At 57.4% G+C, this 24520-nt stretch carries 22 protein-coding genes and 1 tRNA gene; 18 read left to right on the forward strand and 5 right to left on the reverse strand.

Going from position 1 to position 24520, the window contains the following annotated elements; genetic code table 11:
• Positions 1-106 precede the first annotated feature (106 nt).
• The 3 genes from GC177_09185 to GC177_09195 are packed head-to-tail and all read right to left on the reverse strand — an operon-like array spanning position 107 to position 4893.
• Positions 107-1096, reverse strand: coding sequence for an NAD(P)H-dependent glycerol-3-phosphate dehydrogenase (locus tag GC177_09185; GenBank protein ID MBI1276129.1), 990 nt, complete (start codon positions 1094-1096; stop codon positions 107-109).
• Complete coding sequence (locus tag GC177_09190; GenBank protein MBI1276130.1) at positions 1093-1554, reverse strand: DUF559 domain-containing protein; 462 nt, start codon at positions 1552-1554, stop codon at positions 1093-1095. The genes GC177_09185 and GC177_09190 overlap by 4 nt, the downstream gene beginning before the upstream one ends.
• Before the next feature lie 3 nt (positions 1555-1557).
• Entirely contained in the window at positions 1558-4893 is a 3336-nt protein-coding gene (locus GC177_09195) for an isoleucine--tRNA ligase (GenBank protein ID MBI1276131.1), read from the reverse strand.
• A 121-nt stretch (positions 4894-5014) separates the two neighbouring features.
• Here GC177_09195 and metC point away from each other — a divergent pair, with 121 nt between their 5' ends.
• The 17 genes from metC to GC177_09280 all read left to right on the forward strand — a co-directional run bounded on the left by metC (position 5015) and on the right by GC177_09280 (position 20093).
• Complete coding sequence (gene metC, locus GC177_09200) at positions 5015-6214, forward strand: cystathionine beta-lyase (GenBank protein MBI1276132.1); 1200 nt, start codon at positions 5015-5017, stop codon at positions 6212-6214.
• Between the two features lie 9 nt (positions 6215-6223).
• Positions 6224-6859 (forward strand): phosphoribosylanthranilate isomerase, encoded by a 636-nt coding sequence (locus GC177_09205; GenBank protein MBI1276133.1) that lies wholly within the window; start codon positions 6224-6226, stop codon positions 6857-6859.
• Positions 6860-6888: 29 nt separating this feature from the next.
• Positions 6889-7800: a hypothetical protein gene (locus GC177_09210; GenBank protein MBI1276134.1), complete on the forward strand. Its 912-nt coding sequence runs from the start codon at positions 6889-6891 to the stop codon at positions 7798-7800.
• Positions 7782-9008, forward strand: coding sequence for a tryptophan synthase subunit beta (trpB, locus tag GC177_09215; GenBank protein ID MBI1276135.1), 1227 nt, complete (start codon positions 7782-7784; stop codon positions 9006-9008). The genes GC177_09210 and trpB overlap by 19 nt, the downstream gene beginning before the upstream one ends.
• Positions 9005-9886 (forward strand): tryptophan synthase subunit alpha, encoded by an 882-nt coding sequence (trpA, locus tag GC177_09220; protein MBI1276136.1) that lies wholly within the window; start codon positions 9005-9007, stop codon positions 9884-9886. Before trpB ends, trpA begins: the two co-directional genes overlap by 4 nt.
• Before the next feature lie 53 nt (positions 9887-9939).
• Positions 9940-10024: transfer RNA gene (locus tag GC177_09225), tRNA-Leu, on the forward strand.
• 108 nt (positions 10025-10132) lie between these two features.
• Positions 10133-10789 (forward strand): hypothetical protein, encoded by a 657-nt coding sequence (locus GC177_09230; protein MBI1276137.1) that lies wholly within the window; start codon positions 10133-10135, stop codon positions 10787-10789.
• Entirely contained in the window at positions 10786-12192 is a 1407-nt protein-coding gene (locus tag GC177_09235) for an AMP-binding protein (GenBank protein MBI1276138.1), read from the forward strand. Before GC177_09230 ends, GC177_09235 begins: the two co-directional genes overlap by 4 nt.
• Positions 12189-12857 (forward strand): biliverdin-producing heme oxygenase, encoded by a 669-nt coding sequence (locus GC177_09240; GenBank protein MBI1276139.1) that lies wholly within the window; start codon positions 12189-12191, stop codon positions 12855-12857. The genes GC177_09235 and GC177_09240 overlap by 4 nt, the downstream gene beginning before the upstream one ends.
• Positions 12854-13621: an SDR family NAD(P)-dependent oxidoreductase gene (locus tag GC177_09245; GenBank protein ID MBI1276140.1), complete on the forward strand. Its 768-nt coding sequence runs from the start codon at positions 12854-12856 to the stop codon at positions 13619-13621. The genes GC177_09240 and GC177_09245 overlap by 4 nt, the downstream gene beginning before the upstream one ends.
• A 12-nt stretch (positions 13622-13633) precedes the next feature.
• Positions 13634-14281, forward strand: a complete 648-nt coding sequence (locus tag GC177_09250; GenBank protein MBI1276141.1) for a hypothetical protein — start codon at positions 13634-13636, stop codon at positions 14279-14281.
• Positions 14278-14943 (forward strand): response regulator, encoded by a 666-nt coding sequence (locus tag GC177_09255; GenBank protein ID MBI1276142.1) that lies wholly within the window; start codon positions 14278-14280, stop codon positions 14941-14943. Before GC177_09250 ends, GC177_09255 begins: the two co-directional genes overlap by 4 nt.
• Positions 14888-16297: a HAMP domain-containing protein gene (locus tag GC177_09260; GenBank protein MBI1276143.1), complete on the forward strand. Its 1410-nt coding sequence runs from the start codon at positions 14888-14890 to the stop codon at positions 16295-16297. Before GC177_09255 ends, GC177_09260 begins: the two co-directional genes overlap by 56 nt.
• Before the next feature lie 94 nt (positions 16298-16391).
• Complete coding sequence (locus GC177_09265; protein ID MBI1276144.1) at positions 16392-17048, forward strand: outer membrane beta-barrel protein; 657 nt, start codon at positions 16392-16394, stop codon at positions 17046-17048.
• Between the two features lie 121 nt (positions 17049-17169).
• On the forward strand, positions 17170-17382 hold the full coding sequence (locus GC177_09270) for a PhnA protein (protein ID MBI1276145.1): 213 nt from the start codon (positions 17170-17172) through the stop codon (positions 17380-17382).
• Between the two features lie 168 nt (positions 17383-17550).
• Positions 17551-19038: a hypothetical protein gene (locus GC177_09275; protein MBI1276146.1), complete on the forward strand. Its 1488-nt coding sequence runs from the start codon at positions 17551-17553 to the stop codon at positions 19036-19038.
• A gap of 59 nt (positions 19039-19097) precedes the next feature.
• Entirely contained in the window at positions 19098-20093 is a 996-nt protein-coding gene (locus GC177_09280) for a hypothetical protein (protein ID MBI1276147.1), read from the forward strand.
• Here the strand turns inward: GC177_09280 and GC177_09285 are convergent.
• Both GC177_09285 and GC177_09290 read right to left on the reverse strand, forming a co-directional pair.
• Positions 20090-22168, reverse strand: coding sequence for a PAS domain-containing protein (locus GC177_09285; protein MBI1276148.1), 2079 nt, complete (start codon positions 22166-22168; stop codon positions 20090-20092). The genes GC177_09280 and GC177_09285 overlap by 4 nt on opposite strands.
• Positions 22169-22272: 104 nt before the next feature.
• A complete protein-coding gene (locus tag GC177_09290; protein ID MBI1276149.1) occupies positions 22273-23922 on the reverse strand; it encodes a hypothetical protein in 1650 nt (549 codons plus the stop codon).
• 144 nt (positions 23923-24066) lie between these two features.
• On the opposite strand from GC177_09290, the gene GC177_09295 reads away from it, so the two are divergent.
• A complete protein-coding gene (locus GC177_09295; protein ID MBI1276150.1) occupies positions 24067-24381 on the forward strand; it encodes a helix-turn-helix domain-containing protein in 315 nt (104 codons plus the stop codon).
• The last annotated feature ends 139 nt before the right edge of the window (positions 24382-24520 follow it).

Raw genomic sequence — 24520 nt, forward strand, 5'->3', positions numbered from 1 at the left:
GCGGCATGTTGTCCTTGTCGCGCCAGCCTGCCTGGGCAGTCAGCGGCAGGGCAACCATCAACGCAACAGTGGCGAACAGCTTTTTCATGTCAAATCTCCTTAAGGCCTAGATTTCTTTGGTAAATGGGCGGTCCAGCAATCCGGCGATGGCCGATTCGATATCGGCCTGTTCGTATAAAATACGGTGCACGGCCTCGCAGATGGGCATGTCGATCTGCAGCATGGTGGCCAGCTGCATGACGGATTCCGCCGTGGTCACCCCTTCGGTCACCCCGCTTCGGGATGCCAGGATTTTGTCCAGCGTCTCCCCCTGCCCCAAACGGAAACCCAGGGAGTAGTTACGCGAGGTCTGGCTCGTGCAGGTCAGCACCAGGTCACCGATGCCCGAAAGCCCCATCAGGGTCTCCGGCTTGCCGCCCTTGGCCACCGTCAGACGGCGCAATTCGCTGAGCGCGCGCGTGATCAGGGCCGATGCCGTATTCTCCCCCAGCCCCTTACCGCGCGCAATGCCGCAGGCAATGGCGATCACGTTCTTCACCGCGCCGCCCACCTGTCTGCCCACCACATCATCATGCAGATAAGGCCTAAACAGGGATGTGCCGATGGAAAACACGATCTGCTCGCCGATATCGATATTGGCGCAGGCCACCGTCGTCGCCGTGGGGTTGCCGCGCGCCGCCTCCAGCGCGAAATTGGGGCCAGAGAGCACGGCGATCGGGTTATTCGGCAGCACCGCATGCACCACTTCGCTCATCAGCGCCAGCGAGCCACGCTCGATCCCCTTGGCACAGATTACGACCGGAATGCTCGCATCCAGATGCTGCGCCATCGCAATGCAGGTGGAGCGCACATGCTGCGACGGAATCACCAGCAGCACCAGCTCGGTATCGCACGCTTTCGCCAGATTATCCGTCACCTGAATGGCGGGGTCGAGGAACACCTCCGGCAGATAGGTCGTGTTGCGGTTTTTCTGGTGAATACCTTCAATCACAAAGCTGTTGCGCGTCCAGATCGTCACATCCGCGCCCGCCCGGTTGGCGATCACCGCCAGTGCCGTACCCCATGAACCCGCGCCGAGGATGCTGATGGTCTTCATGCGTTATGCCCTTCCTGCGCAACGGCCCCCTCACCCAGACCCTCTCCCACAAGGGGAGAGGGAGATGCAGCCAACGCCTGTTTCAAGGTCTCATATAAGCCATCTGGATTTTTAAGAACATCCTGATTCCAGAATCGCAACACGGCAAATCCTTGTTCATTGAGAAATGCAGTCCGCTTCTTATCATAATCCTGCTGAATGGCGTGTTGCCCGCCATCCAACTCAACCACAAGCATGGCCTCAAAACACACAAAATCAGCAATGTATTTTCCGATTGGCTGCTGCCTCCGAAACTTCACGCCGTCAAACTGTTTATTGCGCAACAGTTTCCATAATGCTTTCTCAGCATCCGTCATGTTCCTGCGCAATATCCATGCCCTGCTGACAACCTTGTTTACCCCCTCTCCCCTTGTGGGAGAGGGTTGGGGTGAGGGGGTCTCTAAAGTCGAGTTCTTCATGCCCTAAGCTGCTTGATGTTTGGGCTTAAGCTCTTTTAGTACCAATGAAATAGTATCAAATCCTTCCATCGGTATAAGCCATCCAGTTGGATCAGAATCTATAAATTCAATTTTTTCTGCAAGCACCTGCTCTGCCACATATTGAAGATGTGGGGCGATCATCGCTTTGTATTTTTCATCTTTCGTGGAAATTTTTATATCTACCTTAGAGGAAATATCGAATTGCTCGTTTTTACGTTTTTCCTGAATGGTTCGCACTAAATCCCGCGCATAGCCTTCCGCTTCCAGTTCCGGCGTCACGGCAATATCCAGCGCCACCAGCGAGTCCTGGCTTGGCAGCGGCTGGCAGGCACCAGCGCCTTCCTTAGGCTCCAGCTTCAGCACATATTCGCCTTCTTCCAGCACAACAGCTGCCAGCTCAATCCCGGCGGCGGATTTCTTCCACTGGCCGGATTTGGCGGCAGCAGCCAGCTTCGGCATATCCTTGCCGTATTTTTTGCCGAGCACCGGGAAGTTCAGCGTGAGCTTGAAATCCGCAAAATCCTCTACCTTGTCGGCGAAACGGATCTGCTTCACATTCACCTCATCCTCAATCAGCGGCAGATAAGCCTTGAGGCCTTCAATGCCCTGTCCCACCACCGTCAGCGATGAAAGCGGCTGACGCACGCGGATATTATGCTGGTTACGCACGCCATGCGCGGCGTTGCACACCTCCTGCACGCGGTCCATGTTGGCGACGATATCGCCCGCCTCTGGCAGAGCCGCCAGCTCCTTCGTCGGCCAGTCCGCCAGATGGATGGAGGATTTCTGGTCACGCACCAGCACTTGCCAGATGGATTCCGTCACCAGCGGCAGCAGCGGCGCGGCAAGGCGTGAAAGCACATGCAACACGGTATACAGCGTGTCATAGGCATCCAGCTTGTCGCCATCCGCCTCGCTCTTCCAGAAGCGCTGCTTGTTACGGCGGATGTACCAGTTGTTCAGCACCTCCAGGAATCGCGTGATGGAAGCGCAGGCATCCACCGTGTCATAGGCATCCATCGCCTTTTCCACTTCCTGCCCAACCACTTTCAGCTTGGCGAGGATATACTGATCCATCACATGATTGGTGCGCAGTTTCAGCTTCGCAGGCACGCCCGCATCCACCGCTATCCCATCCGCATTCGCATAGAGCACGAAGAAGTTAAACGCATTCCACAGCGGCTTCACATAAAGCCGCACCGCATCGCGGATGAACTTGCCCTCTTTATCGATATACAATTCCTGCCCGCGCATGATGGGGCTGGACATCATGAACCAGCGCAGCGCATCCGCGCCATACTGGTCGAACAGCTCGCGCGGGTCGGGGTAATTGTTCAGGCGTTTGGAAAGCTTCTGCCCCTTCGCATCCAAAACGACGCCGTGGCAAATACAATTCAAAAACGGCGGCCGGTCAAACAGCGCCGTGCCCAGCACCACCATCGTGTAGAACCAGCCACGCGTCTGCGCCGCATATTCCACAATGAAATCCGCCGGGTTATGCTGGTTGAACCATTCTTCCCGCTCAAACGGATAATGCGACTGCGCATAGGGCATCGAGCCGGACTCGAACCAGCAATCCAGCACCTCCGGCACGCGGCGCAATGTGTAGGCCGGGTTCTCAGGGTCAGGCTTGGTCAGATCATCGATATAGGGGCGGTGCAGGTCATTCACCTTCTGGCCGAAGAACTCCTCCAGCTCCGCAATGGAACCGAACACATAGAGCTTGCTGTTCGCCGGGTTATCGCTCTTCCAGATCGGCACCGGGCAACCCCAGAAGCGGTTGCGCGAGATGCTCCAGTCCCTTGCCCCTTCCAGCCACTTGCCGAACAAACCGTCCTTCACATGGCCGGGAATCCAGTTAATCTGCTGATTTAGCTCCACCATACGGTCGCGGAATTTCGTCACCTCCACATACCAGCTCGGCATCGCCTTGTAGATCAGCGGCTGGTCCGTGCGCCAGCAATGCGGGTAGTTGTGCTTGTAATCCTCACGCTTCACCAGCGCGCCCGTTTCCTTCAAACGCTGGATGATGGGCTTGTTGGCCTCAAAAATATTCATGCCCTGATAGTCAGGTACTTCCGCTGTGAAATTGCCGCGGCTGTCCACCGGCACCACCAGCTCAATGCCATTTTCTTCGCACAGCTTTTGATCGTCCTCACCAAAGCCCGGCGCCATATGCACCACGCCTGTGCCGGAGCCTTCTTCCACAAACGCACCGGAAAGTACGCGGAAGGAATTGGGGTGATTAGCAAAATAAGGGAATAGTGGTTTGTAGCGCAATCCTACTAGGGCCTGGCCTTCAAATAGGGCATCCCAAGCCGATTTTATTTGGCTTTGGAGTTCCTTTTCATTCTCTACCCCTGGAGCACTAAAATCATAAGAGGCCACGTCGTCCTTTGAGAAATTGATGTGCTGCTTCGAATACCCCAAATTATCCAATAAAGAGTTGATTTCATTCGCAGCGAAAATAAAGCATGTAGATACTTCACTATCTTTATTAGATAATAGCGCCACATATCTCATTTTTGGATTAACAGCCAAAGCAAGATTCGAAGGCAAAGTCCAAGGTGTAGTAGTCCAAGCTAGTAATTTAGCTTTAGTGACTTCTGGGTATATATTACGGACAAATTCCGGCACGCCTTCTAGCTCAAACGCCACCGTCACCGCCGGGTCCACCTTCTCGCGGTAGGAGTTATCCAATCGCGTCTCGAAGTTGGAAAGCGGCGTTTCCGCCGCCCAGCTGTAGGGCATCACCCGGTAGGATTCATACACCAGCCCCTTATCGTACAGCTGCTTGAACGCCCAGATGGACGACTCCATGAACGACTTATCCATCGTCTTGTAGTCATTCTTGAAATCCACCCAGCGCGCCTGACGGGTGACGTAATATTCCCACTCATTCGCATATTTCATCACCGAGGTGCGGCAATGCTCATTGAACTTGTCGATGCCATATTCCTGAATCGCCGCCGTGCCGGAAATCCCCAGCTCCTTCTCCGCACCCATCTCAGCGGGCAGCCCGTGGCAATCCCAGCCGAAGCGACGCTCCACGCGCCTGCCCTTCATCGTCTGATAGCGAGGATACACATCCTTCACAAATCCCGTCAGCAAATGCCCGTAATGCGGCAACCCGTTGGCGAATGGCGGGCCGTCATAGAACACGAACTCGTTTTTCTTGCCGTCCATCTTCGACGGGCGGTTATCGACCGATTTCTGAAACACCTCATTCTCTTTCCAGAAGGCAAGGATGCCCTCCTCGAGCTTCGGAAAATTCGGGTTCGGGTCGATATCGGAATAGGGTTTTTGGGTCGTGGACATCTAGAGCTTTGCTTATTTTTATCAAAAGGAAGCCGAAACTAGCGGGAATGCTGCGGTTTCGCAATCACAGCTTTTTCACATCGATATTGTGTGAATAAGCCCTTGGCTATAGATATGCCCCATGAGCGATTATTCAAGCCAGACCCAATGCGTCAGACTTGGCCGCGCACCGGAGAAACATCACGGCGCGGTCAACATCCCGCCCTATTACCAGTCCACCCGCATGTTCCCGACGCTGGAGGCGCTGGAAACCGCCCGTTTCGGCGATGCCGACAACCCGCCCTACGGCACCTGCGGCACCCCCACCACCCTGGCCCTGCGCCACGCCTTGGCCGAGCTGGAAGGCGCCAAACACGCCTGGCTTTCCCCTTCGGGCCTCACTGCCGTCACCGCTGCCATCCTGGCGGTCGTCAAATCCGGCGACCATATCCTCATCCCCGATACCAGCTACGGCCCCACGCGCCATTTCGCCAAGGACGCCCTCGCCCGCTTCGGTGTCACCGCCGATGTGTACGACCCCATGCTGGGTGCGGATATCGCCCGCGTCATGAAGCCCAACACCCGTTTGGTCGTGGTCGAAAGCCCCGGCTCCATCACCATGGAAGTGCAGGACATCCCCGCCATCGCCGCCGTCGCCCACAAGGCGGGCGCGCTGGTGCTGGCCGACAGCACCTGGGCCGCCCCGCTCTTGTGGAAACCCTTCGACCTCGGCGTGGATATCTCCGCCTGGGCGGCCACCAAATATGCCGGCGGCCATGCCGATGTGCTGATGGGTGTGGTCTCTGCCCGCGACGATGCAGTGCTGGAGCAGATCTCCAACCAGCATGCCGAAATGGGCCTTTGCTCCAACGGGCAGGATGCCTACCTCGTGCTGCGCGGCCTGCGCACCCTGCATGTGCGCATGAAGCAGCATGAAAAGGCCGCGCTGGAAATGGCCACATGGCTGCAAACCCTCCCGCAGGTGGAGCGTGTGCTGCACCCGGCCCTGCCATCCTGCCCAGGTCACGAGGTGTGGAAGCGCGATTTCTCCGGCAGCAACGGTCTGTTCAGCATCCTCATCAAGGATGCCCCCAAAGCCGCCATCGCCAACATGCTGGATAACATGAAGCTCTTCGGCATGGGCTATAGCTGGGGCGGGTTCGAAAGCCTCATCCTTCCCTTTAAGCCCAAAACGCTCCGCACCGCGAGCGACTGGCAGCACGATGGCTGGCTCATCCGCCTGCATATCGGCCTGGATAATGTGGACGATCTGAAGCAGGATTTGCTGGAGGGTTTTGAGCGGCTCGAAAAAACGGTTGGCGCGGGTGTGATTCCTGCCTAAAAACGGCGCATGCACATCGCAACGAAAATCTGCGGCATACGTGACCCGCATCACCTGCAGATCCTGGCCGAACTCGGCACGGATTACGCGGGCCTCGTCGCCTTTGACCGTTCCCCCCGCCATCTGCAACCCGAAGCCTATGCCGACCTGATGGCCGCCAAGCCCCGCGCCCTGAAAAGCGTGTTGGTGACGGTGGACATGGGGGATGAGGAACTGGAGCGTTACCTCACCCTCGCCAAGCCGGATTACGTGCAGCTTCACGGCAACGAATCGCCCGAACGCGCGGCCGACATCAAATCCCGCTGGAAAACCGGCATCATCAAGGCCATCCGGGTGAAAGAACCATCCGATATCCTCACCTGGAAACCCTTCCGCACCGTGGCCGACACCCTGCTGTTCGACGCCGCCTCCCAAACCCAGCCCGGTGGCACGGGCGAGAGCTTTCCATGGAACTGGCTGAAATCCCACACCATCCCCATGCCCTGGCTGCTGGCGGGTGGGTTGAACGCGGAAAACCTGACCGATGCCCTGAAAGCGGCAGGCGCGAAGGGTGTGGATATTTCCTCCGGTCTGGAATCCTCCCCCGGCGTGAAGGATCAGGTCAAAATCCGCCACTTCATGCAGGTGGTTAGCGCATTAACCTAATGCTGATGAACATATGCTAATCTGGCCCCATGGCCAAACCACCCATCGCCAAAGTTGCCCTCATTCCTTACGCCTGTTCGCTGGGCGCAACCGTTGGCGGCTGCGAAAAAGCGCCGGACATCCTGCGCGCGGGCAACCTTATCCAGCAGCTCAGCCAGGTGCGCATCGACGCCCGCTGGTGGCCCGCGCTGGAAGCCTGGGAAAACCAGTATTCCCCCCCGCTCGGCAGCCACACCCGCAATTACCTGGTGAAGGAATATCTGGAAGACCTCTGCGCCAATGTGCGCGATGCCGTGCTGTGCGATGAAGTGCCCGTGACCATCGGCGGCGACCATTCCGTCGTCATCGGCAGCCTTGGCGGCTTTGTGGAAGCCACCGGCGCCTATGGCAAAACCGGGCTGATCTGGATTGATGCGCATCTGGACGCCAACACCCCTTCCACCTCCCCTTCCCAGGCCGTGTTCGGCATGGGCCTGGCCACCGTGCTCGGCCATGGGGACGTGCAGTTCACCGCCATTGGCGGCCCGCGCGCCAAGGTCAACCCCGAACATTGCTGCGTCATCGGCATGCGCAATTACGACGACGGCGAAATGGCACTGCTGGAAGAGCTCGGCGTGGCCGTTTTCACCACCGATGACGTGGTGCGCATGGGGCCGGATGCCGTGATGCAGCGCGCCATGAGCATCGTCAGCGACGGCACGCTTTATCACTATCTTTCGCTGGATATTGATGTGCTGGACCCGGCCTTCGCCCCCGGCGTGAATGTTTCCGAACCGGGCGGCATCAGCCGCACCGAGCTGGAGGAAATGCTGGCAATCCTCTTTGACACGCTGGTCGTCCATGCTATGGATATCGCGGAATTCAACCCCACCCGCGATAAGAACCAGCAAACCGAACGGCTGGTGCATGATGTACTGGTCCAATGCCTCAAACGTCTTTAGCCGCTAAACCGCTTTCCAACAGTCTGCCTGACAAAGACGGCAAATTCGGCCCTTTCGGCGGCCGTTTTGTCGCCGAAACCCTCATGCCTCTGCTGCTGGAGCTGGAAGCCGCCTATGAGGTCGCCAAAAACGACCCCGCCTTTGCCGCCGAACTCCAGGAATGGCACACCCACTATATAGGCCGCCCAAGCCCGCTCTATTTTGCTGAACGTCTGACCAACCATCTTGGTGGCGCAAAGGTCTATTTCAAACGCGACGAGCTAAACCACACCGGCGCGCACAAGATCAACAATTGCGCCGGGCAGATCCTCCTCGCCGCCCGCATGGGCAAAACCCGCATCATCGCTGAAACCGGCGCGGGCCAGCACGGCGTGGCCACCGCCACCGTCTGCGCGCGCATGGGCCTGCCCTGCGTCGTCTACATGGGCGCCAAGGACATGGAACGCCAGCAGCCCAACGTCTTCCGCATGAAGCTGCTGGGCGCGGAGATCGTCCCCGTCACCAGCGGCAACGGCACCCTGAAGGATGCCATGAACGAGGCCCTGCGTGACTGGGTGACGAACGTGGAGAACACCTACTACCTCATCGGCACCGCCGCAGGCCCGCACCCCTTCCCGGCCATGGTACGCGACTTTCAAAGCATCATCGGTGAAGAAGCCAAGGACCAGTTGATGAAAGCCGAAGGCAAATTGCCGGATGCCGTGGTCGCCGCCATCGGCGGTGGCTCCAACGCCATCGGCCTGTTCTATCCCTTCATCGGGGACAGCTCCGTGAAACTCGTCGGCGTCGAAGCCGCAGGCAAAGGCCTGGATACCGAGGAACACGCCGCCTCCATCGCCAAGGGCCGCCCCGGCGTGCTGCACGGCAACCGCACCTACCTGCTTCAGGATGAGGACGGCCAGATCACCGAGACGCACTCCATCTCCGCCGGGCTGGATTACCCCGGCATCGGCCCCGAACATGCCTGGCTGAAGGATAGCGGCCGCGCCACCTATGCCAGCGCCACCGATAAAGAGGCGCTCGCCGCCTTCCAGCTCTGCGCCCGGACCGAAGGCATCCTCCCGGCCCTTGAGCCAAGCCATGCCCTCGCCTGGGTCATCCGCGAAGCGCCAAAGATGCGTAAGGACCAGATCATCGTCATGAACCTCTGCGGCCGTGGTGACAAGGACCTGTTCACCATCAGCAAAGCACTGGGAGTTTCCCTGTGACCCAGCGCCTGCAAACCCGCCTCGATAAACTGAAGGCAGAAAACCGCACTGGCCTCGTCAGCTTCATCATGGCGGGCGACCCGACCTATGATGCCTCCCTCGCCACGCTGAACGCACTGCCCGCCGCCGGTGCCGACATCGTCGAACTCGGCATGGCCTTCTCCGACCCCATGGCCGACGGCCCGGTCATCCAGGCCGCCGCCCTGCGCGCGCTGGATGCAGGCATCAACCTGCATAAACTGCTGGAGATGGTCCGCAGCTTCCGCAAACAGGATGCCGAAACCCCCATCATCCTCATGGGCTACCTCAACCCCATCGAGCAATACGGCACTGCTACCTTCTGCGCCGATGCCCTCGCCGCCGGTGTGGACGGCCTCATCATCGTCGATGTACCGATGGAAGAAGAGAACGAACTGCTCCCGTATCTTTCCGGCGCCAATAGCGCGACAGAACGTCGCGCCCCAGCCTTGAGCATGCCTCATGGCGATGGCAAGGAGGCCATCGCCGGAGGCGAACGTAAAGGTCTCGAATGGATCCGCCTCGTCGCCCCCACCACGGACGACAAACGCCTCCCCAACCTGCTGCGCCACGCAGGCGGCTTCGTCTATGCCATCAGCATCACCGGCATCACCGGCACCGCCAAGGCCACCAGCGCCAACCTGGAAAGCCTCACCACCCGCATCAAACGCCACACCCCCCTGCCGGTCGCCATCGGCTTCGGCATCAAAACCCGCGAGGATGTGGTAAACGCCGCCAGACACGCCAGTCTCGTCGTCGTCGGCTCCGCCATCGTGGATGCCATGGCCATGGCCCACGCCGCCAACACCAACGTGGCCGATGCCGCCAGCGTTGTCGTGCGCCAGCTCACTGGCAAATAGCACTCCTTGACGGGCGGCCCAAAACCCCGCATAACACGGAACAATCGCCCTGTGCCCCAGTGGTGAAATTGGTAGACGCGCCGCACTCAAAATGCGGTACCGAGAGGTGTGTTGGTTCGAGTCCGACCTGGGGCACCACCTCATAGGCGCATTCCAGGTTTTTCTTTTTCTATCAGCTTTTTAGCCCCTTCAGGTTCACTTAAGTTTGCCATGTAAAATGAATGCATAACCGCAACGGAGCCCGTTATGCATGTTTCCCCCCTCGCTAATCAACCTGGGAAACGCCCCTTCTCCCTCAATTGCAGCAAGGCCCATCCATCCATTATTCTCGCCACGCCGGGCAGCGACGGCTACACCGCCATGGCCGAGTACATACGCGCGGTTTACCGCAAAACCTACCAGGCCGATATCGACGTGACCTATCCCTGGCTGATGGGCCTCATGCAGGATGGCACCCGCCTGCTCTCCGCCTTGGGTATTCGCTATGCAAGCGAACATGGCAGGCTGTTTTTGGAGCAATATCTTCCCAGCAGCGCGGAAGAACATATCCGTGAAGCCACCGGCGAGCTGCCCCTGCGCCAAGGCATTGCGGAAGCCGGAAACCTGGCCTCCGCCGGCAAAGGCGATGTGATGATGCTGCTCTACGGCCTCGCATGCCACCTTGAACAGGAGGGCATGTCCTTTATTCTTTTCACCGGCACGGCCCTGCTGCGTCGTTATCTGAACAGCCTCGGGCTTTTCCCCTACGTGCTTGCACCGGCCGATCCCGCCAGGCTTGGCCCCGATGCCGCGCGCTGGGGCACCTATTACGACACCAAGCCCTATGTCATGGCGGGCAGCGTCCTCACCTTTCGCAAAGGCCTGGAGGATTATTTCACCCAGTGCGGCCGGATACGCCAATGACCTCGCAACTGCTGACCGCCCTGCGTCGCCATGCCGGACGCACGGCGCTGGAAACGCCTGACGGGCTATTGACTTACGATGAACTGGCCGAAGCCGTGGAGCGTGCCCAGCCGCTTCTGAATGGCGCCGCAACCGTTGCGCTGATGATGCAAAACTGCGCGGCCTGGGTGGTGATGGATCTGGCCTGCATCAGGGCAGCCATTTCCATGCTGCCGCTGCCTTCGTTCTTTTCGGAAAAGCAAACCGCCCACGCCCTGCACGATGCCGGAATAGATACCGTCTTTACCGACCAGCCCGAACGTTTCCACGGCACCGCCGAACCGGTTGAACTGGCGGGAAAGCCTTTTTGGCGCATTCGCCTGGCCCATGCGCCACAGGTTGCCTTGCCATCGCAAACCGCCAAAATCACCTACACATCAGGCACCAGTGACGAACCCAGGGGCGTGTGCCTCACGCAGGGGGCGATGGAAAGGCTGGCCGCCTCGCTCATACAGACCATTGCCATGCCTGATCCGTCGCGGCATGTGTGCCTTTTGCCGCTGGCCGTGCTGCTGGAAAACATCGCGGGCGTTTATGCCGCGCTGCTGATGGGCGCCACGGTCTGCCTGCCGCCGGTGGAACACACGCCGGATGCGCTGCATGCCGCCATTGAATGGTCCGGCGCAACCAGCTGCATCCTTGTGCCGGAACTGCTGCGCATGCTGCTGGCGGTGAATCGTCCGCTGCCATCGCTGCATTATGCCGCCGTCGGCGGCGCCCGCGTCGCCCCGGAGCTGATCGATGCCGCGCTGGACCGCGGCCTGCCCGTCTATGAAGGCTATGGCCTGACGGAGGCTGCATCCGTCGTGGCGGTCAACACCCCTGCCGCCTTCAAGGTGGGCTCGGCCGGCAGGCTGCTGCCCCATATCCGCATGCGCAGGGCGAAAGATGGCGAACTGGAGCTCCACCACCCGCTTTTTTCAGGCTATCTGGGCGATGCGAAACCCGTGCCGGAATGGTACCCCACCGGCGATATCGGCCATGTGGATGAGGATGGTTTCCTGCATATCGATGGCCGAAAGAAAAACCTCTACATCACCTCATTCGGGCGCAATGTCTCGCCGGAATGGGTGGAAAGCCTGCTGACCGCGCACCCCGCCATCGCCCAGGCCCTTGTGTATGGCGAGGCCAGGCCTTTCGCCACCGCCATCATCGTGCCGCGCAATCCTCAGGCCGTTGACGATGCCATTGCGCAGGTGAACCGCCAGCTGCCCGATTATGCGCGCATCGGCGCGCATGTGCTCGCCCAGCCATTCACACCGCATAACGGCCAGCTCACCGGCACCGGCAAGCCCCGGCGCGAAACCATCCACCAGGCCTACGCCCATCACATTGAAAGCTGTTACCAACGGGAGAATGTATGAATTTCTACGAACGTCTGCAAAAGGAAACCGAAAGGGAGCGGGAAGCGCTTTACGGCGTCCCCCTCATCAAAGACGGCGTGCAGGGCAATATCAGCCGCGAGACCTACATCGCCTATCTCGGCCAGGCCTATCATCATGTGAAGCATACGCTTCCGCTCCTGATGGCGGCGGGCAGCCGCATCCCACCGGAAAAGGAATGGGTCCGCCGCGCCTTTGCCGAATATATCAGCGAGGAAACCGGCCATGAGGAATGGATCCTCAACGACATCCGCCATGCAGGAGGTGATGCGGAAGCTGTGCGTAATGCAGCGCCCTCCCTTCCCGTGGAGCTGATGACCGCCTACGCGTGGGATCTTGTCATGCGGCGCAACCCCATCGGGTTTTTCGGCATGGTCTTTGTGCTGGAAGGCACCAGCACCGCCCTTGCCACGCACGCCGCCAAGGCCATCGGCCAGTCGCTCAACCTTAAGAAGGATTGCTTCAGCTACCTTCTTTCGCATGGCGCGCTGGATGTGGGTCACATGCGCTTTTTTGAGCAAACCGTCACCCGCCTGACCGACCCGGAAGACCAGCGCGACATCATCCACACGGCAAAAGTGATCTTCCATCTCTTTGCCGAAATGTTCCGCTCCATCCCGCACGAACAGCGCAAGGAGGCCGCATGAGACTTTCGGGCAAAAAAGTCGCCATCACCGGCGGCAGGGGCGGCATTGGCAGCCATATCACCCAAATGGCCTTCAAGCGCGGCGCCATGCCGATCGTCATTGATCGTTCCGCACCACCGGCCGGTGTGCCGTGGCCGCATATCCAGGGCGATCTCTCCAGCGTTGAAAGCGTGGGCCGTATTGCGCAGCAACTGGCGGAGCTTAAGCCGGATATCCTCATCAACCTCGCCGGCATCCAGTATTTCGGACTGCTGGAGGAGCAATCCCCCCAGCAGATTGCCACGATGTATCAGGTGAACCTGATTTCGCCCGTATTGCTGACGCAGGCATTGCTGCCCATGATGAAGGCGCGCGGCAGCGGTCATATCGTGAATGTGGGGTCGATCTTCGGCTCCATCCCCTTTGCCCATTTCGTGGCCTATTCCAGCACCAAAGCAGGCATCAAGGGCTTCAGCCAGGCATTGCGGCGCGAGCTGGCGGGCAGTGGCATTCAGGTGACGCATGTCGCCCCGCGCGCCGTAAAAACGCCGCTCAACAACGAAAAAATCCTGGCCCTCGCATCCAGAACCCGCATGAACATGGACGCACCGTCCCATGTGGCCACACGGATGCTCGATGCCATCGAGCAGGACCGCAAGGATGTGTATATTGGCTTTCCGGAAAGCTTCTTCGTGCGCGTCAATGCGCTGCTGCCGCAGATGGTGGATAATGCGCTGGCGAAGAACGACCGCATCGCCAGGGAAATTCTAACCGCATCACTCTAAGGAGACCTAATCATGAAAAAATTGGCATTGATCGGCATGCTCGCGGCCCTGGCTTGGGCGCCGCTGGCGCAGGCGGCGACGCTGGAGGAGGATATCAGCGGCCTGCAGCAGCAATGGGCGGTCGTCAAATACCAGACACCGGATGAGAAACAGCAGGAAAAAGACATCGCGCAACTGGCCGACAAGGCCACGCAGGTCACCCAGTCCTACCCTGGCAAGGCGGAGCCGCTGGTATGGCAGGCCATCATTCTCAGCACCGAGGCAGGCATTGATGGCGGCCTCGGCGCGCTCGACAAGGTCAAGCAGGCGCGCGACCTGTTGCTGCAGGCGGAGAAAATCGACCCGCAGGCGCTTAACGGCTCCGTCTATACCTCGCTGGGTTCCCTTTATTACAAGGTTCCCGGCTGGCCCATCGGCTTTGGCGACAAGAAACTCGCCCGCGAATATCTGGAAAAAGCCCTGGCCCTCAACCCCGATGGCATCGATCCCAATTTCTTCTACGGGGAGTTTTTGTACGAATCCGGAGAATTTGCTAAAGCAAAAACGGTGCTTCAGCATGCTCAGGCCGCGCCTGCCCGCCCCGGCCGCGAGCTGGCTGACCAGGGCAGACATGCCGAGATCGAACAACTGCTTGAGAAGGTGAACAAGAAACTGTCATGAGGCGTATCCTGCTGGTGGAAGACGATGCGATGATGGGAAAGGCGGTGAAAGTCGCCCTGTCTCAGGCAGGCTATGCGGTTGACCTGTTTGAGAATGCCGAAGACGGCGAATCCGCCCTGCACACCACCAAATACGACCTGGTGCTGCTGGATATCAACCTGCCCGGTAAATCCGGCCTGGATTTGGCCAGGGACATGCGCCGCCTTAGGCACGACGTGCCCATCATGGCGCTGACCGCGCGCGACGCCACCAAGCAGAAAGTGGAAGGTTTCAGTGCCGGTGTGGATGATTACGTGGTGAAACCCTTTGACCTGGACGAATTGCTGGCACGGATGCAGGCGCTGATACGACGCAGCGATGGCCGCCAGACGCCCTATATAGAAAATGGCCCCATCCTTATCGACCCCGGCGCCCGCACCGTCCGCAAAAACGGCAGCCCTGTTGAGCTCTCCGCCAGGGAATTTGCCATCTTTGCCATTCTCATGGAAAATCTCGGCAAGGTGATGAACAAGCAGGAAATAGAGGATAAGCTCTACGGCTGGGATATCGCCGTGGAAAGCAACACCGTGGAGGTACACATCTCCCACCTGCGCAAAAAACTGGGCGATGCCGCCATCAAAACCATCCGGGGGCTTGGGTACGTTGTGGAAAAAATCGCTTAAGGCCAGACTTACCGTTTACATTGTCCTTCCAGTGACGCTCGCGCTGGTGGCGGTGGGTGGCGTTGCGTTCTATTCCGCTTACAATGAAGCGCAATCCATCTACGACAGTGAATTGTCGCACGTGGCGGGCCTCATGCTCTCCCTGCTCAATGCCGAAGACCAGGAGGAATCCCGTCACGAACGGCATTTTGACAAGGATGAAATGGCCAATCCCGATATCGTGGAGCTTGGAACCGAGTTCCAGCGCACGGGCCAGTTCCGCAAAAGCAAACTCGCCTTCCGCATCTGGTATGACGACAAGCTGCTGTTTTACTCCCCCGAAGCGCGAGATTTCGGCCCCAGGCACACGGCACCGGGCTTTTCCGACATGGAAACAGGCCGAAAATCCTGGCGGCTTTATGTTCAGCAGGACGAGGATTACACGCTGGAAATCGCTCAGAATGTAAGCATCCGCGAACAACTGATCGCCGAGGACATGACACGGATATTCACCCCGCTCGCGCTGTTGCTGCCCATCATTCTGGTACTGGTCTGGGTGGGTTTGCACACGGGCTTGAAACCGCTTCTGAACATTTCCGACGCCGTGCGCAAGCGCTCCGCCCTGGATCTGAACCCGCTGCCGAACAATTACTCCCTCACCGAGGTCCGCCCGCTGATCGACGCCATCAACGCCCTGCTGACGAACCTGAACTACGCCCTGCAAAAAGAACGCCGTTTTACCGATTTCGCCGCGCATGAGCTCCGCACGCCCATCGCCATTTTCAAAACCCAGGCGCAAACCGCGCTTAAAGCTACCGATGCCGATCAGCGGCGCATGATTCTGGAAGCGCAGGTCCTCGCGGCCGATCGCGCCACCGCCCTGGTCGATCAGCTGCTCACGCTTTCACGGCTGGAACATACGAATATCCCGACCGAACCCCTTTCCATCGCCGATATGGCGGCAGCGGCCATCCAACACCGGCAACCCCTCGCCGATGCCAAACATATCGGCCTTTATCTGGATATCCGGTCGCATGCCACCATCCTCGGCAACAGGGATCTTTTCTCCATCATCCTCACCAACCTGATTGATAACGCGCTGAAATACACCCCACCGAACGGCAAGGTGGAGGTCGTCCTGTCCGATCACTGCCTTGCCGTATACGACAGCGGCCCGGGCATTCCGGAGGCGGACCTTCCCTTCGTGACGGAACAGTTCTACCGTGTGAAGCGCCACCAGCAGCCCGGCTCCGGCCTCGGCCTCACCATCATCAAGCGCGCGGCGGATATCATGGGCGCCACCTTAAGCCTCAGCAACAAAGATCAGATGACCGGATTAAAGGCCGAAATCCGCTTTGCCCATCCGTCGCAATAACTGGAACAATCATTCCCTTCAGCCTGGCTTAAGGTTGCGCTTTTAAAGCGGTGCAAGTGGCGGCATGCCGCCTTAACCTGTTCAAGGAGCCGTTATGAAAACCCTTGCCTCCGCCGTCGCCTTGCTTGCGTTCGGCCTGTCTGCCGCAAATGCCCTTGCCGCCGGTCCCAATGACCCCTGGTATGCCAGCGCCAGTGGCGGCGTTTCCTTTCCCGACAACACCTCCATCAGCGGCACGACCAGTGGCAAGATAAAATACGATGTCAGCAGCGGCGGCAACCTGGCGCTCGGCTATCAGCCCGCCGCGCTCAACAACCAAAGCGGCGATGTACGCTTTGAGGTTGAAGGTGGCTATCACGCCATGGGCCTGAACGAAATCACCGCCGGTGGCGTTACCAACACCAACCCGAAAGGTGACCTTAAAATCGCCACGGCCATGGCCAACATTTATTACGACATGCACACCGGCACCGCCTTCACCCCCTATGTGGGCGCAGGTATTGGCGATGCGAATATCCAGCTGAACAAGAATAACGGCCTTGGTATGACCGACGACAGCGACAACCAGCTTGGCTATCAGTTCATGGCGGGTGTTTCCTACACGCCGGATTCGATGCCGCGCACGGCCTGGTCACTTGGTTACCGTTACCTGGGCACCACCAGCCCGCAATACGCCACCCCAACGGGCGATGTCAAACTCAGCTCCCTGCATGAGAGCAACATCGAAGCGGGCGTCAGGTACCATTTCTAACGCCTCCTGCCCGCCCGCATGGGCGGGCAGCCGCTGAGGCGGGAAATATTTATACCTTTGCATTTGCCGCCAGCCCCTCATCTGGCGTAGCATGCGGCAAACAGCATGCGGAAAAGCGACAATGGAAACCAGAGACAGCAACGGCACCAAACTAACCGATGGCGATTCGGTCACCCTCATCAAGGACCTGAAGGTGAAAGGCACCTCTGTGACGCTCAAACGCGGCACGCTCATCAAAAACATCCGCCTCACGCACGATGAGGACGAGATCGAGTGCAACGCCGAAAAGGTCAAAGGCCTGGTATTGAGGACCGAATTTCTCAAGAAGGTCTAAACCCTTAAACTGTCTGACCGAATAATTAGATGGTGGAATCCTGCCGTACACCGCCTGCTGACTGAAGCGGACTATGGTTCATCTGCGCCCATTTAGCCCAACCTTTTCATAAACCCATCATTAATGGTTGCATGGTAGAAAAATATACCGCCTAAAATTGGTAGTGCCATGCCTAACAAGAATGCCATCATCTACATCTTGCTGCTCGCAATCATCGCCTATCTGATTGGTGAACGCTTTATTGATGCCACGGCTCCTATCCCATCATATGCCACAGCACCGACTGCATCCATAAACAATTCGGCTGTGGTACCAGCTACCCCATCGGCAGGACAACCTGTCATCGCTTCACAACAACCACTGGAATTTATTGCGGCACCGGGCTCACTATCCCAATTGGTGCTTCCAAAAGAAACCGAAATCCATGTTCTAAAACTCGCCAAGGGTGGGCCTGCCGTGGTAGAAGTGAACAGGCCTGGAAAGAACGTCGCATTAATTCTAATATCGGACGACAATTCGCAGGTATGGGACATCAAAACCGCCAACAATACTCAGGTTTCTCATATTTTTACATCCAGCGGGACGCGCAACTACATGCGGCCTGTCATTACGCTAAACGGGGCCGATTATCCCTCAGCCATTCAGTTTGACGGAAATGAGCGGACTGAAGAAAATAATCTTCAATCCTTTCTGCGCAGCGTGGAAAAAATAACGGGTCATGACAAGATCGAAAGCTTTGCCTCAAGCATCGGCCCACCGATTGGCGGGTTTCGTGTAAACGAGATCATTTCCGATTCCAAACTTCAGAAAGTCCGCCTGGCCGTAACGCCTGCTGATCAGCTTCCTTCAATCACATTTAAAACCATATTAAATGGTGTGGCTGGAACATACTCCCTGTCCGGCCAGCTTATAAAACCCATGACGCAAAATCTGCTGAACACAGCCTATGTTCCAGACACTAACGAATATTACATGATTAAACGAAGCATTCCTCCTCGCATGCAGCAGGTGCCTGTAATGCCTCAACCTGGGCAGGCCCCATCCGCACAATGGGCGGAACAGCGGATGCGTATGCAACAATTGCAAGCTGAGCAAATGAATAAGTATGAACTTCAGAAACTTAATGAAAATGGTCAGGTTATCCAAACCATTCCCTTGGGCGCAAACATTCCCCCCATGGAGCACCCAACGGGCATAACCTACAATTCACGGTCAAAACGCCTCATGATTAGCACGCTTGGCGGCGAAGGTTTCATGTATACCTATGATATTAATAAAAAAACATGGACAGCTGCCAGCCTGCAGCAGGTTGACCTGGGCGGCCTTAATTATGACGAATTCACAGATAGTGTTATCGCCCTGAGGTATCCTTATGCTGAAGAGATGTATTACATTAACAACGATGGCATGATTGTCAGACGCGACCGGCTAAACCTTTCATCATTTCCCGGCATTGACGACGTTTATGCGAAAGGCTCAAGCTCAAAAGGCATAACCATCATTCCCGTGAAGGAATACCTGGTCATTATTGCCGGAGAAGCTTCCAGCATGATGAGGTTTATGGGCATGTCTCCCGACAGAATAGCGGACGGCAATGTGCGCATTTACCTGTTTAACCGTAAAACAGGCCAGGTACAGCTTACCTACGCCAATTAGTTAGACCAAACTGTCACAAATATCTGATACTTATCCGGTCGGAATATGCAGGACCGACCATGACCACCAGCACCGCCACCTTTCTAGCTGACGCATCTCCCCTTCCGCCACGTCGCCCGATTTACCGGCTGCTGGATGAGGCTGGCTATGATTTTGCTAAAGATAAAACACGTTGGCTGGCATCGGTCATCACCGCCTATTACATCGAGACCGACAAAGGCTCCAAGGCCGTCAAAAACGACGAAAATGGCTGGCAGTTCACGGTCAACCGCACGCAAATGCTCTACATGGTGCGCCGATTCTTTGATGAACATGCCGAATATTACCGCCAGGGCTGGGCGGATAAGCCACTCATCAGCATTGCCGCCATTGAGGAATTCTATGCCGGGGTTTCCAGCGCGCCGGGCATCTTGAACAAGGTGAAAAACTTTTTCGATGCCTACCGTTCCATTGATGATTTTTTCGCGCTCCCCCAGCCAGACAGGCTGCATATTTGGGATATGGCGGAGGATTCCATCATCATCCACGCAAAAGAACCATTTGGCCTCGGCCTGTATGATGAAATGGATGCCGACCGGCTCGACGCCGCCATTCTGAACCTTCCCGCCCCCTCACGCCAATTGGCCGGTGAACACAGCAAGCGGAAGGCCTTCACCTTCGGCGGTGAAACCTATTACGAAGGCTTTCTGCAATCCACCATGCTGACGCCGCCGCTCAAATACGTGCTGCATCCCGGCGTATTGGAAGCCATCTTCCCGGAGGAGGAATATGGCAGCCTCTACACCAGCGGTCAGTTGGAACAGTTTCGCACCCGTACGCAGGAGCTTTACGCCGAGCGAGGTGACGACCTCACCTGCGCCATCGTGCAGGATGGCCATTTCGATGGCGTCAATTTTGCCCAGAACCCGGACGGCGAATTGGTCAACCTCATCTTCAACGACCTCTGGGTCTGCGACACATCCGACAGCAAGCGCCTTGGCCATTATGATGGCAACGTCCTCCTCCGCCTTTCCGGCATCCGCCAGGCCAACAGCGAGGAAGCCGTCCGCGCTTAAGCCACTTTCACAATCTTGTTTACGCTATCGCTGATGGCCGCCACCCGGCTGGAGGCGTTGTGCATGTTGCTGGTGATCTCCTTTGTTACGGCTGTCTGTTCCTCAATGGCCGAGGCAATGCCCGAGATGAATTCCCGCACAGAATTGATGGAACTGGCAATGCCGTTCAATGCTTCCGCCACCTGCGACGACATGGTCTGCATCGCCTGAATCTCGTGCGATATCTGTCCCGTGGCATTGGTGGTTTGGTTGGCGAGGTTCTTCACCTCCCCCGCCACCACGGCAAACCCCTTGCCTGCTTCGCCCGCCCGGGCGGATTCGATGGTGGCGTTCAGCGCCAGCAGGCTGATCTGGTCAGCCGTTTTCTGGATCATCTGCACCACGTTATCCATGGCGGTAGCAGCTTCCTGAAGCTGCTTGGTCGCCGTATCCACATCGCCCATCTTGACGCAGATATTCTCGATCGTCTCGCGTGAAAGCCCCATGGTGCGGGCGATTTCGGAAATGGAGCTGTTCATCTCCTCCACCGATGCCGCCACCGCCTGCACATTCATCAGCGCCTGGTCGGTGCTGCTGGCCACTTCCTTGCGCGCAGCCATCTGCCCGGTGATATCCACGGCGTATTTCACCACCTTGAACGGCTTACCACTCATGTCGAGAATCGGGTTATAGCTGGCCTGAATCCACACCTCGCGCCCGCCCTTGCCCAGCCGTTTATATTCGCCGGACTGATACTCGCCGTTATTCAGCCTGCGCCAGAATTCCTGATATTCCGCCCCCGTGGCATAGTCCGGCTCCACAAACATGCGGTGATGCCTGCCCTTGATTTCATCAAGATGGTAGCCCATCGCGCGCAGAAAATTCTCATTCGCTTCCTGGATATTGCCATCCATGTCGAAATGGATCACCGCCTGGGATTTGTTCACCGCGTCGATCTGCCCTACATATTCCGCCACACGCAGCTTTTGCTGCGTAATGTCGGTGGCGTATTTGACGATTTTGAAAGGCCTGCCGTTCATGTCGAAAATGGGGTTATAGGTCGCCTGAAGCCACACTTCCTTGCCCCCCTTTGCCACGCGCTTATATTCGGCTGCCTGAAATTCGCCGTTATTCAGGCGATACCAGAAATCGTGATAAGCCTGGCTGTTGGCTTCTGCACCGTCCACAAACATGCGGTGATGCTTGCCTTTGATCTCATCCAGCTCATATCCCATGGTCTGCTGAAAATTGCGGTTGGCATCCAGGATATTTCCCTGCATGTCAAAATGAATCACCGCCTGGGATTTATTCACCGCGTCGATCTGCCCGATATAATCGGCATATTCCAATTTCTGCCGGGTGATGTCAGTGGCGTATTTGACGATTTTCACCACTTTTCCATCATTGCCGAATATGGGGTTGTAACTGGCCTGAATCCATATTTCCCGCCCGTTTTTGCCCAGTCGCTTATATTCGGCGGATTGATATTCCCCCTGCGCCAGCCTTTGCCAGAATGTATAATAATCCGGGCTTGTGGCCTGGTCGGCCTCCACAAACATGCGGTGATGCTTACCCTTGATTTCATCCAGCTCATAGCCCATGGCGCGCAGGAAGTTCTCATTGGCATGAAGAATAAACCCATCCGTATTGAAATGGATCACCGCCTGCGATTTGCCGAGCGCCTCGATCTGCCCCACATAATCGGCGATAAGCCGTTTCTGCTCGGTCACATCCAGGGCGTATTTCACCACTTTCTGGGGCTTGCCGTCGCGCCCCATCACCGGGCTGTAGGTCGCGCGAATCCACACTTCCTTTCCACCCTTGCCCACCCGCTTATATTCGGCCGATTGGAATTCACCCTGGCGCAATCTGTCCCAGAACTGCCGGTATTCCATGCTCTCCGCATGGGTTGGCTCCACGAACATGCGGTGGTGCTGCCGCGATATCTCCTCCCACTCATACCCCATGGTGCGAAGGAAATTTTCATTCGCATCAAGGATGGTGCCGTCCAGTGAGAATTCGATACTTGCCTGCGATTTATCGAGCGCCTCCAGGCGTGCGGCACGGTCGCGCATGGCGGATGTCAAACGGAGCATAAACAATCCCTGAAATGGTGGAACAGCCTATGCGTAAACCGCTGGGTTTAAACCTGCGTGAAGCGAAATAACGGCCCTGTGCCATGGCGCAACAGGGTTGCCCGTCAGCCGCGAATGCTTTCGAGGAAATGGTTTACCTTCTCTGCCAACAGCTGTGACTGTTTGCCCAGATCCCTGGCGGATTCCAGCACATGCTGGGCATTCTCGCCGGTACGCTCCGCCCCTTGCTGCACGCCTTCGATATGCTGCGATATTTTTTGCGCCCCCTGGGAGCTGATCGAAATATTCTGCGCGATGGAACTGGTTACGGCGGATTGTTCTTCCACCGCAGCCGCAACGGTTTCCGTGCTGTTGGAAACCTGGCTGATAATGCCGATGATGTCCATCACCGCGCTCACCGAACCATTGGTCGCGGCCTGCATCTCGGCGATCTGTTCCGTGATGTCATGGGTTGCCTTGGCCACCTGGCTGGCAAGGGTCTTCACCTCACCCGCCACTACGGCGAATCCCTTGCCCATTTCGCCGGCACGCGCCGCTTCGATGGTCGCGTTCAGCGCCAGCAGGTTGATCTGGGCGGCAATGCTGGTGATGAGCTGAATAATTTCGCCGATATGGCCGGATTTTTCCGCCAGGGATTCGATGGCGCGCTTGGCCGTCTGAGCCTGGGTGGAGGCGCTTCCCGCGATCTGATTGGATTTGAGCGTTTGCGTGCTGATTTCACGGATGGAGGCATAAAGCTCGTCTGCCGCGGTGGAAACCTCCATGGAAATCTGCACCGCCTCCTGCGAGGCAGCGGCCACCTGGCTGCTTCGCTGCTTCGTATCGGCCGAAATGCTCGTCATGGCCTCGGCATTCTGCTGCATGGCATCGGCGGATTCCGCCAGCCTGGACACCACACCCTTCACGGAACACTCAAAGCTGTCCGCCAGGCTGTGCATCGCCTCGCGTTTAGCCTTTTCCGTTTCGGTTTTCTGGCGCTCATGCTCTTCCTTCTGCGCGGCTTCCATCGCCGTCATCCGTGCCTGCTGCTGGCGGTTGAGTTCGGCCGCCTGAAGCGCGTTGCGCCGCACCCACCACACGCCAGCCCCGGCCAGAATGGAAGCCAGCCCTGCAATGCCCATGCCGATCATCAGCGCCTGCTTGATTTTGGCCAGGTGGGCCAGATAATCCGTCAGGCGGATATCCGCCCCCACAATGCCCACAAACTGCTTCTTGCTGTTATAAATCGGCGCATAACCACTCAGGAATGTACCCCATTCATCCGTATAGGCCTCATCCTCCACCAGGCGGGAGCGGGTGCGCAGCGCTTCTTTCATCCGATCGGTCGCATCCGTATATTCCTCCATCACATCGGAGGTATCGTCCTTCTCACCCGGCTTTAGTATCTTAGAATCCAGGATGAAATAGATTTTCCCCTCTTGTTCGATCACCGTGTAGATGAACGCGATGTTGGGGTTGGCGCGCAGCAGCTTGAAATAGGGCGCGCGTACTTTTTCATAGGTTTCGTTATGCTTGTCTTCCGGCCTGGTGATGAGCTGGTGCAAATCCCCGTCCGTCAGCTCCGACGCCGTGCCGGCAAGGCTGTAAAGATAACTCTGAACTTCCTGCTTCAACCCTTCGGAAGCACGCACATAAACCGCGTAGCCCGTCAGCGCCGCTACCGCCAGTACCACCACAAACGCAAGCACGCCATCGCGCAGTGCCGTCAAGCTTGCGGCATGCTGACGAATGCCGGCAAAAAAATTCGGTTTCATGAGCTACCTGCCTGAACGCCCCATGCATCAGGGCCATCATCATTCTCCTACCTTCAGCTCGTTAAAAAAACCTGAAGGTGGCGAATGAAAGCGCCATAATTCGATATTATTGAACAACCGAACTATCTGTGCTATCAGCCCCCCATGGCAACCTTCCTTCACCCCTCACCGGAAGACATCACCCTGAGCGGCGTCCTCGCCGCACTGGCGGATCCGCTTCGTATCAAGATCATCCAAAGCCTGCTGGCGGAAAAAGGCTGCCTTTCCTGTTCGGAGGCATCGCCCTGCCCAAGCATTCCCAAATCCACCCTGTCCAACCATTTTCGCATTTTGCGCGAGGCGGGGTTGATTCACACCACCAAACAGGGGGTGGAACATCGCAACACCGTGCGGGTGGAAGACATCAATGCCCGCTTCCCGGGGCTGCTGAAACTTATCCTCACACTGGCGGAGGAATGATGAAGGTTTTACACTATTATCACGGCATCGAGAGTTTTTGTTGCCACGCAAAATTGGGCTTTAAGTTTTAACTTTTCTCCCTTAAACACCTAACAACCATACTTAAAATTATTCCAAGGTATCACGGGCATGTCACTCG

The organism is bacterium (assembly GCA_016124905.1).
In the GTDB taxonomy this organism is placed as follows: Bacteria; Pseudomonadota; Alphaproteobacteria; order Rickettsiales; family RI-342; genus RI-342.

What these genes read in the sequence shown, in the direction of transcription:
- GC177_09240 (MBI1276139.1), top strand. Translation starts at nt 12,189, where the DNA reads ATGAATTTCTACGAACGTCTGCAAAAGGAAACCGAAAGGGAGCGGGAA.
- GC177_09210 (MBI1276134.1), top strand. Translation starts at nt 6,889, where the DNA reads ATGGCCAAACCACCCATCGCCAAAGTTGCCCTCATTCCTTACGCCTGT.
- GC177_09255 (MBI1276142.1), top strand. Translation starts at nt 14,278, where the DNA reads ATGAGGCGTATCCTGCTGGTGGAAGACGATGCGATGATGGGAAAGGCG.
- GC177_09295 (MBI1276150.1), top strand. Translation starts at nt 24,067, where the DNA reads ATGGCAACCTTCCTTCACCCCTCACCGGAAGACATCACCCTGAGCGGC.
- GC177_09270 (MBI1276145.1), top strand. Translation starts at nt 17,170, where the DNA reads ATGGAAACCAGAGACAGCAACGGCACCAAACTAACCGATGGCGATTCG.
- GC177_09230 (MBI1276137.1), top strand. Translation starts at nt 10,133, where the DNA reads ATGCATGTTTCCCCCCTCGCTAATCAACCTGGGAAACGCCCCTTCTCC.
- GC177_09250 (MBI1276141.1), top strand. Translation starts at nt 13,634, where the DNA reads ATGAAAAAATTGGCATTGATCGGCATGCTCGCGGCCCTGGCTTGGGCG.
- GC177_09260 (MBI1276143.1), top strand. Translation starts at nt 14,888, where the DNA reads ATGCCGCCATCAAAACCATCCGGGGGCTTGGGTACGTTGTGGAAAAAA.
- GC177_09280 (MBI1276147.1), top strand. Translation starts at nt 19,098, where the DNA reads ATGACCACCAGCACCGCCACCTTTCTAGCTGACGCATCTCCCCTTCCG.
- GC177_09185 (MBI1276129.1), bottom strand. Translation starts at nt 1,096, where the DNA reads ATGAAGACCATCAGCATCCTCGGCGCGGGTTCATGGGGTACGGCACTG.
- GC177_09275 (MBI1276146.1), top strand. Translation starts at nt 17,551, where the DNA reads ATGCCTAACAAGAATGCCATCATCTACATCTTGCTGCTCGCAATCATC.
- GC177_09245 (MBI1276140.1), top strand. Translation starts at nt 12,854, where the DNA reads ATGAGACTTTCGGGCAAAAAAGTCGCCATCACCGGCGGCAGGGGCGGC.
- GC177_09285 (MBI1276148.1), bottom strand. Translation starts at nt 22,168, where the DNA reads ATGCTCCGTTTGACATCCGCCATGCGCGACCGTGCCGCACGCCTGGAG.
- GC177_09235 (MBI1276138.1), top strand. Translation starts at nt 10,786, where the DNA reads ATGACCTCGCAACTGCTGACCGCCCTGCGTCGCCATGCCGGACGCACG.
- GC177_09265 (MBI1276144.1), top strand. Translation starts at nt 16,392, where the DNA reads ATGAAAACCCTTGCCTCCGCCGTCGCCTTGCTTGCGTTCGGCCTGTCT.
- GC177_09195 (MBI1276131.1), bottom strand. Translation starts at nt 4,893, where the DNA reads ATGTCCACGACCCAAAAACCCTATTCCGATATCGACCCGAACCCGAAT.
- GC177_09205 (MBI1276133.1), top strand. Translation starts at nt 6,224, where the DNA reads ATGCACATCGCAACGAAAATCTGCGGCATACGTGACCCGCATCACCTG.
- GC177_09290 (MBI1276149.1), bottom strand. Translation starts at nt 23,922, where the DNA reads ATGAAACCGAATTTTTTTGCCGGCATTCGTCAGCATGCCGCAAGCTTG.
- metC (MBI1276132.1), top strand. Translation starts at nt 5,015, where the DNA reads ATGAGCGATTATTCAAGCCAGACCCAATGCGTCAGACTTGGCCGCGCA.
- trpB (MBI1276135.1), top strand. Translation starts at nt 7,782, where the DNA reads ATGCCTCAAACGTCTTTAGCCGCTAAACCGCTTTCCAACAGTCTGCCT.
- GC177_09190 (MBI1276130.1), bottom strand. Translation starts at nt 1,554, where the DNA reads ATGAAGAACTCGACTTTAGAGACCCCCTCACCCCAACCCTCTCCCACA.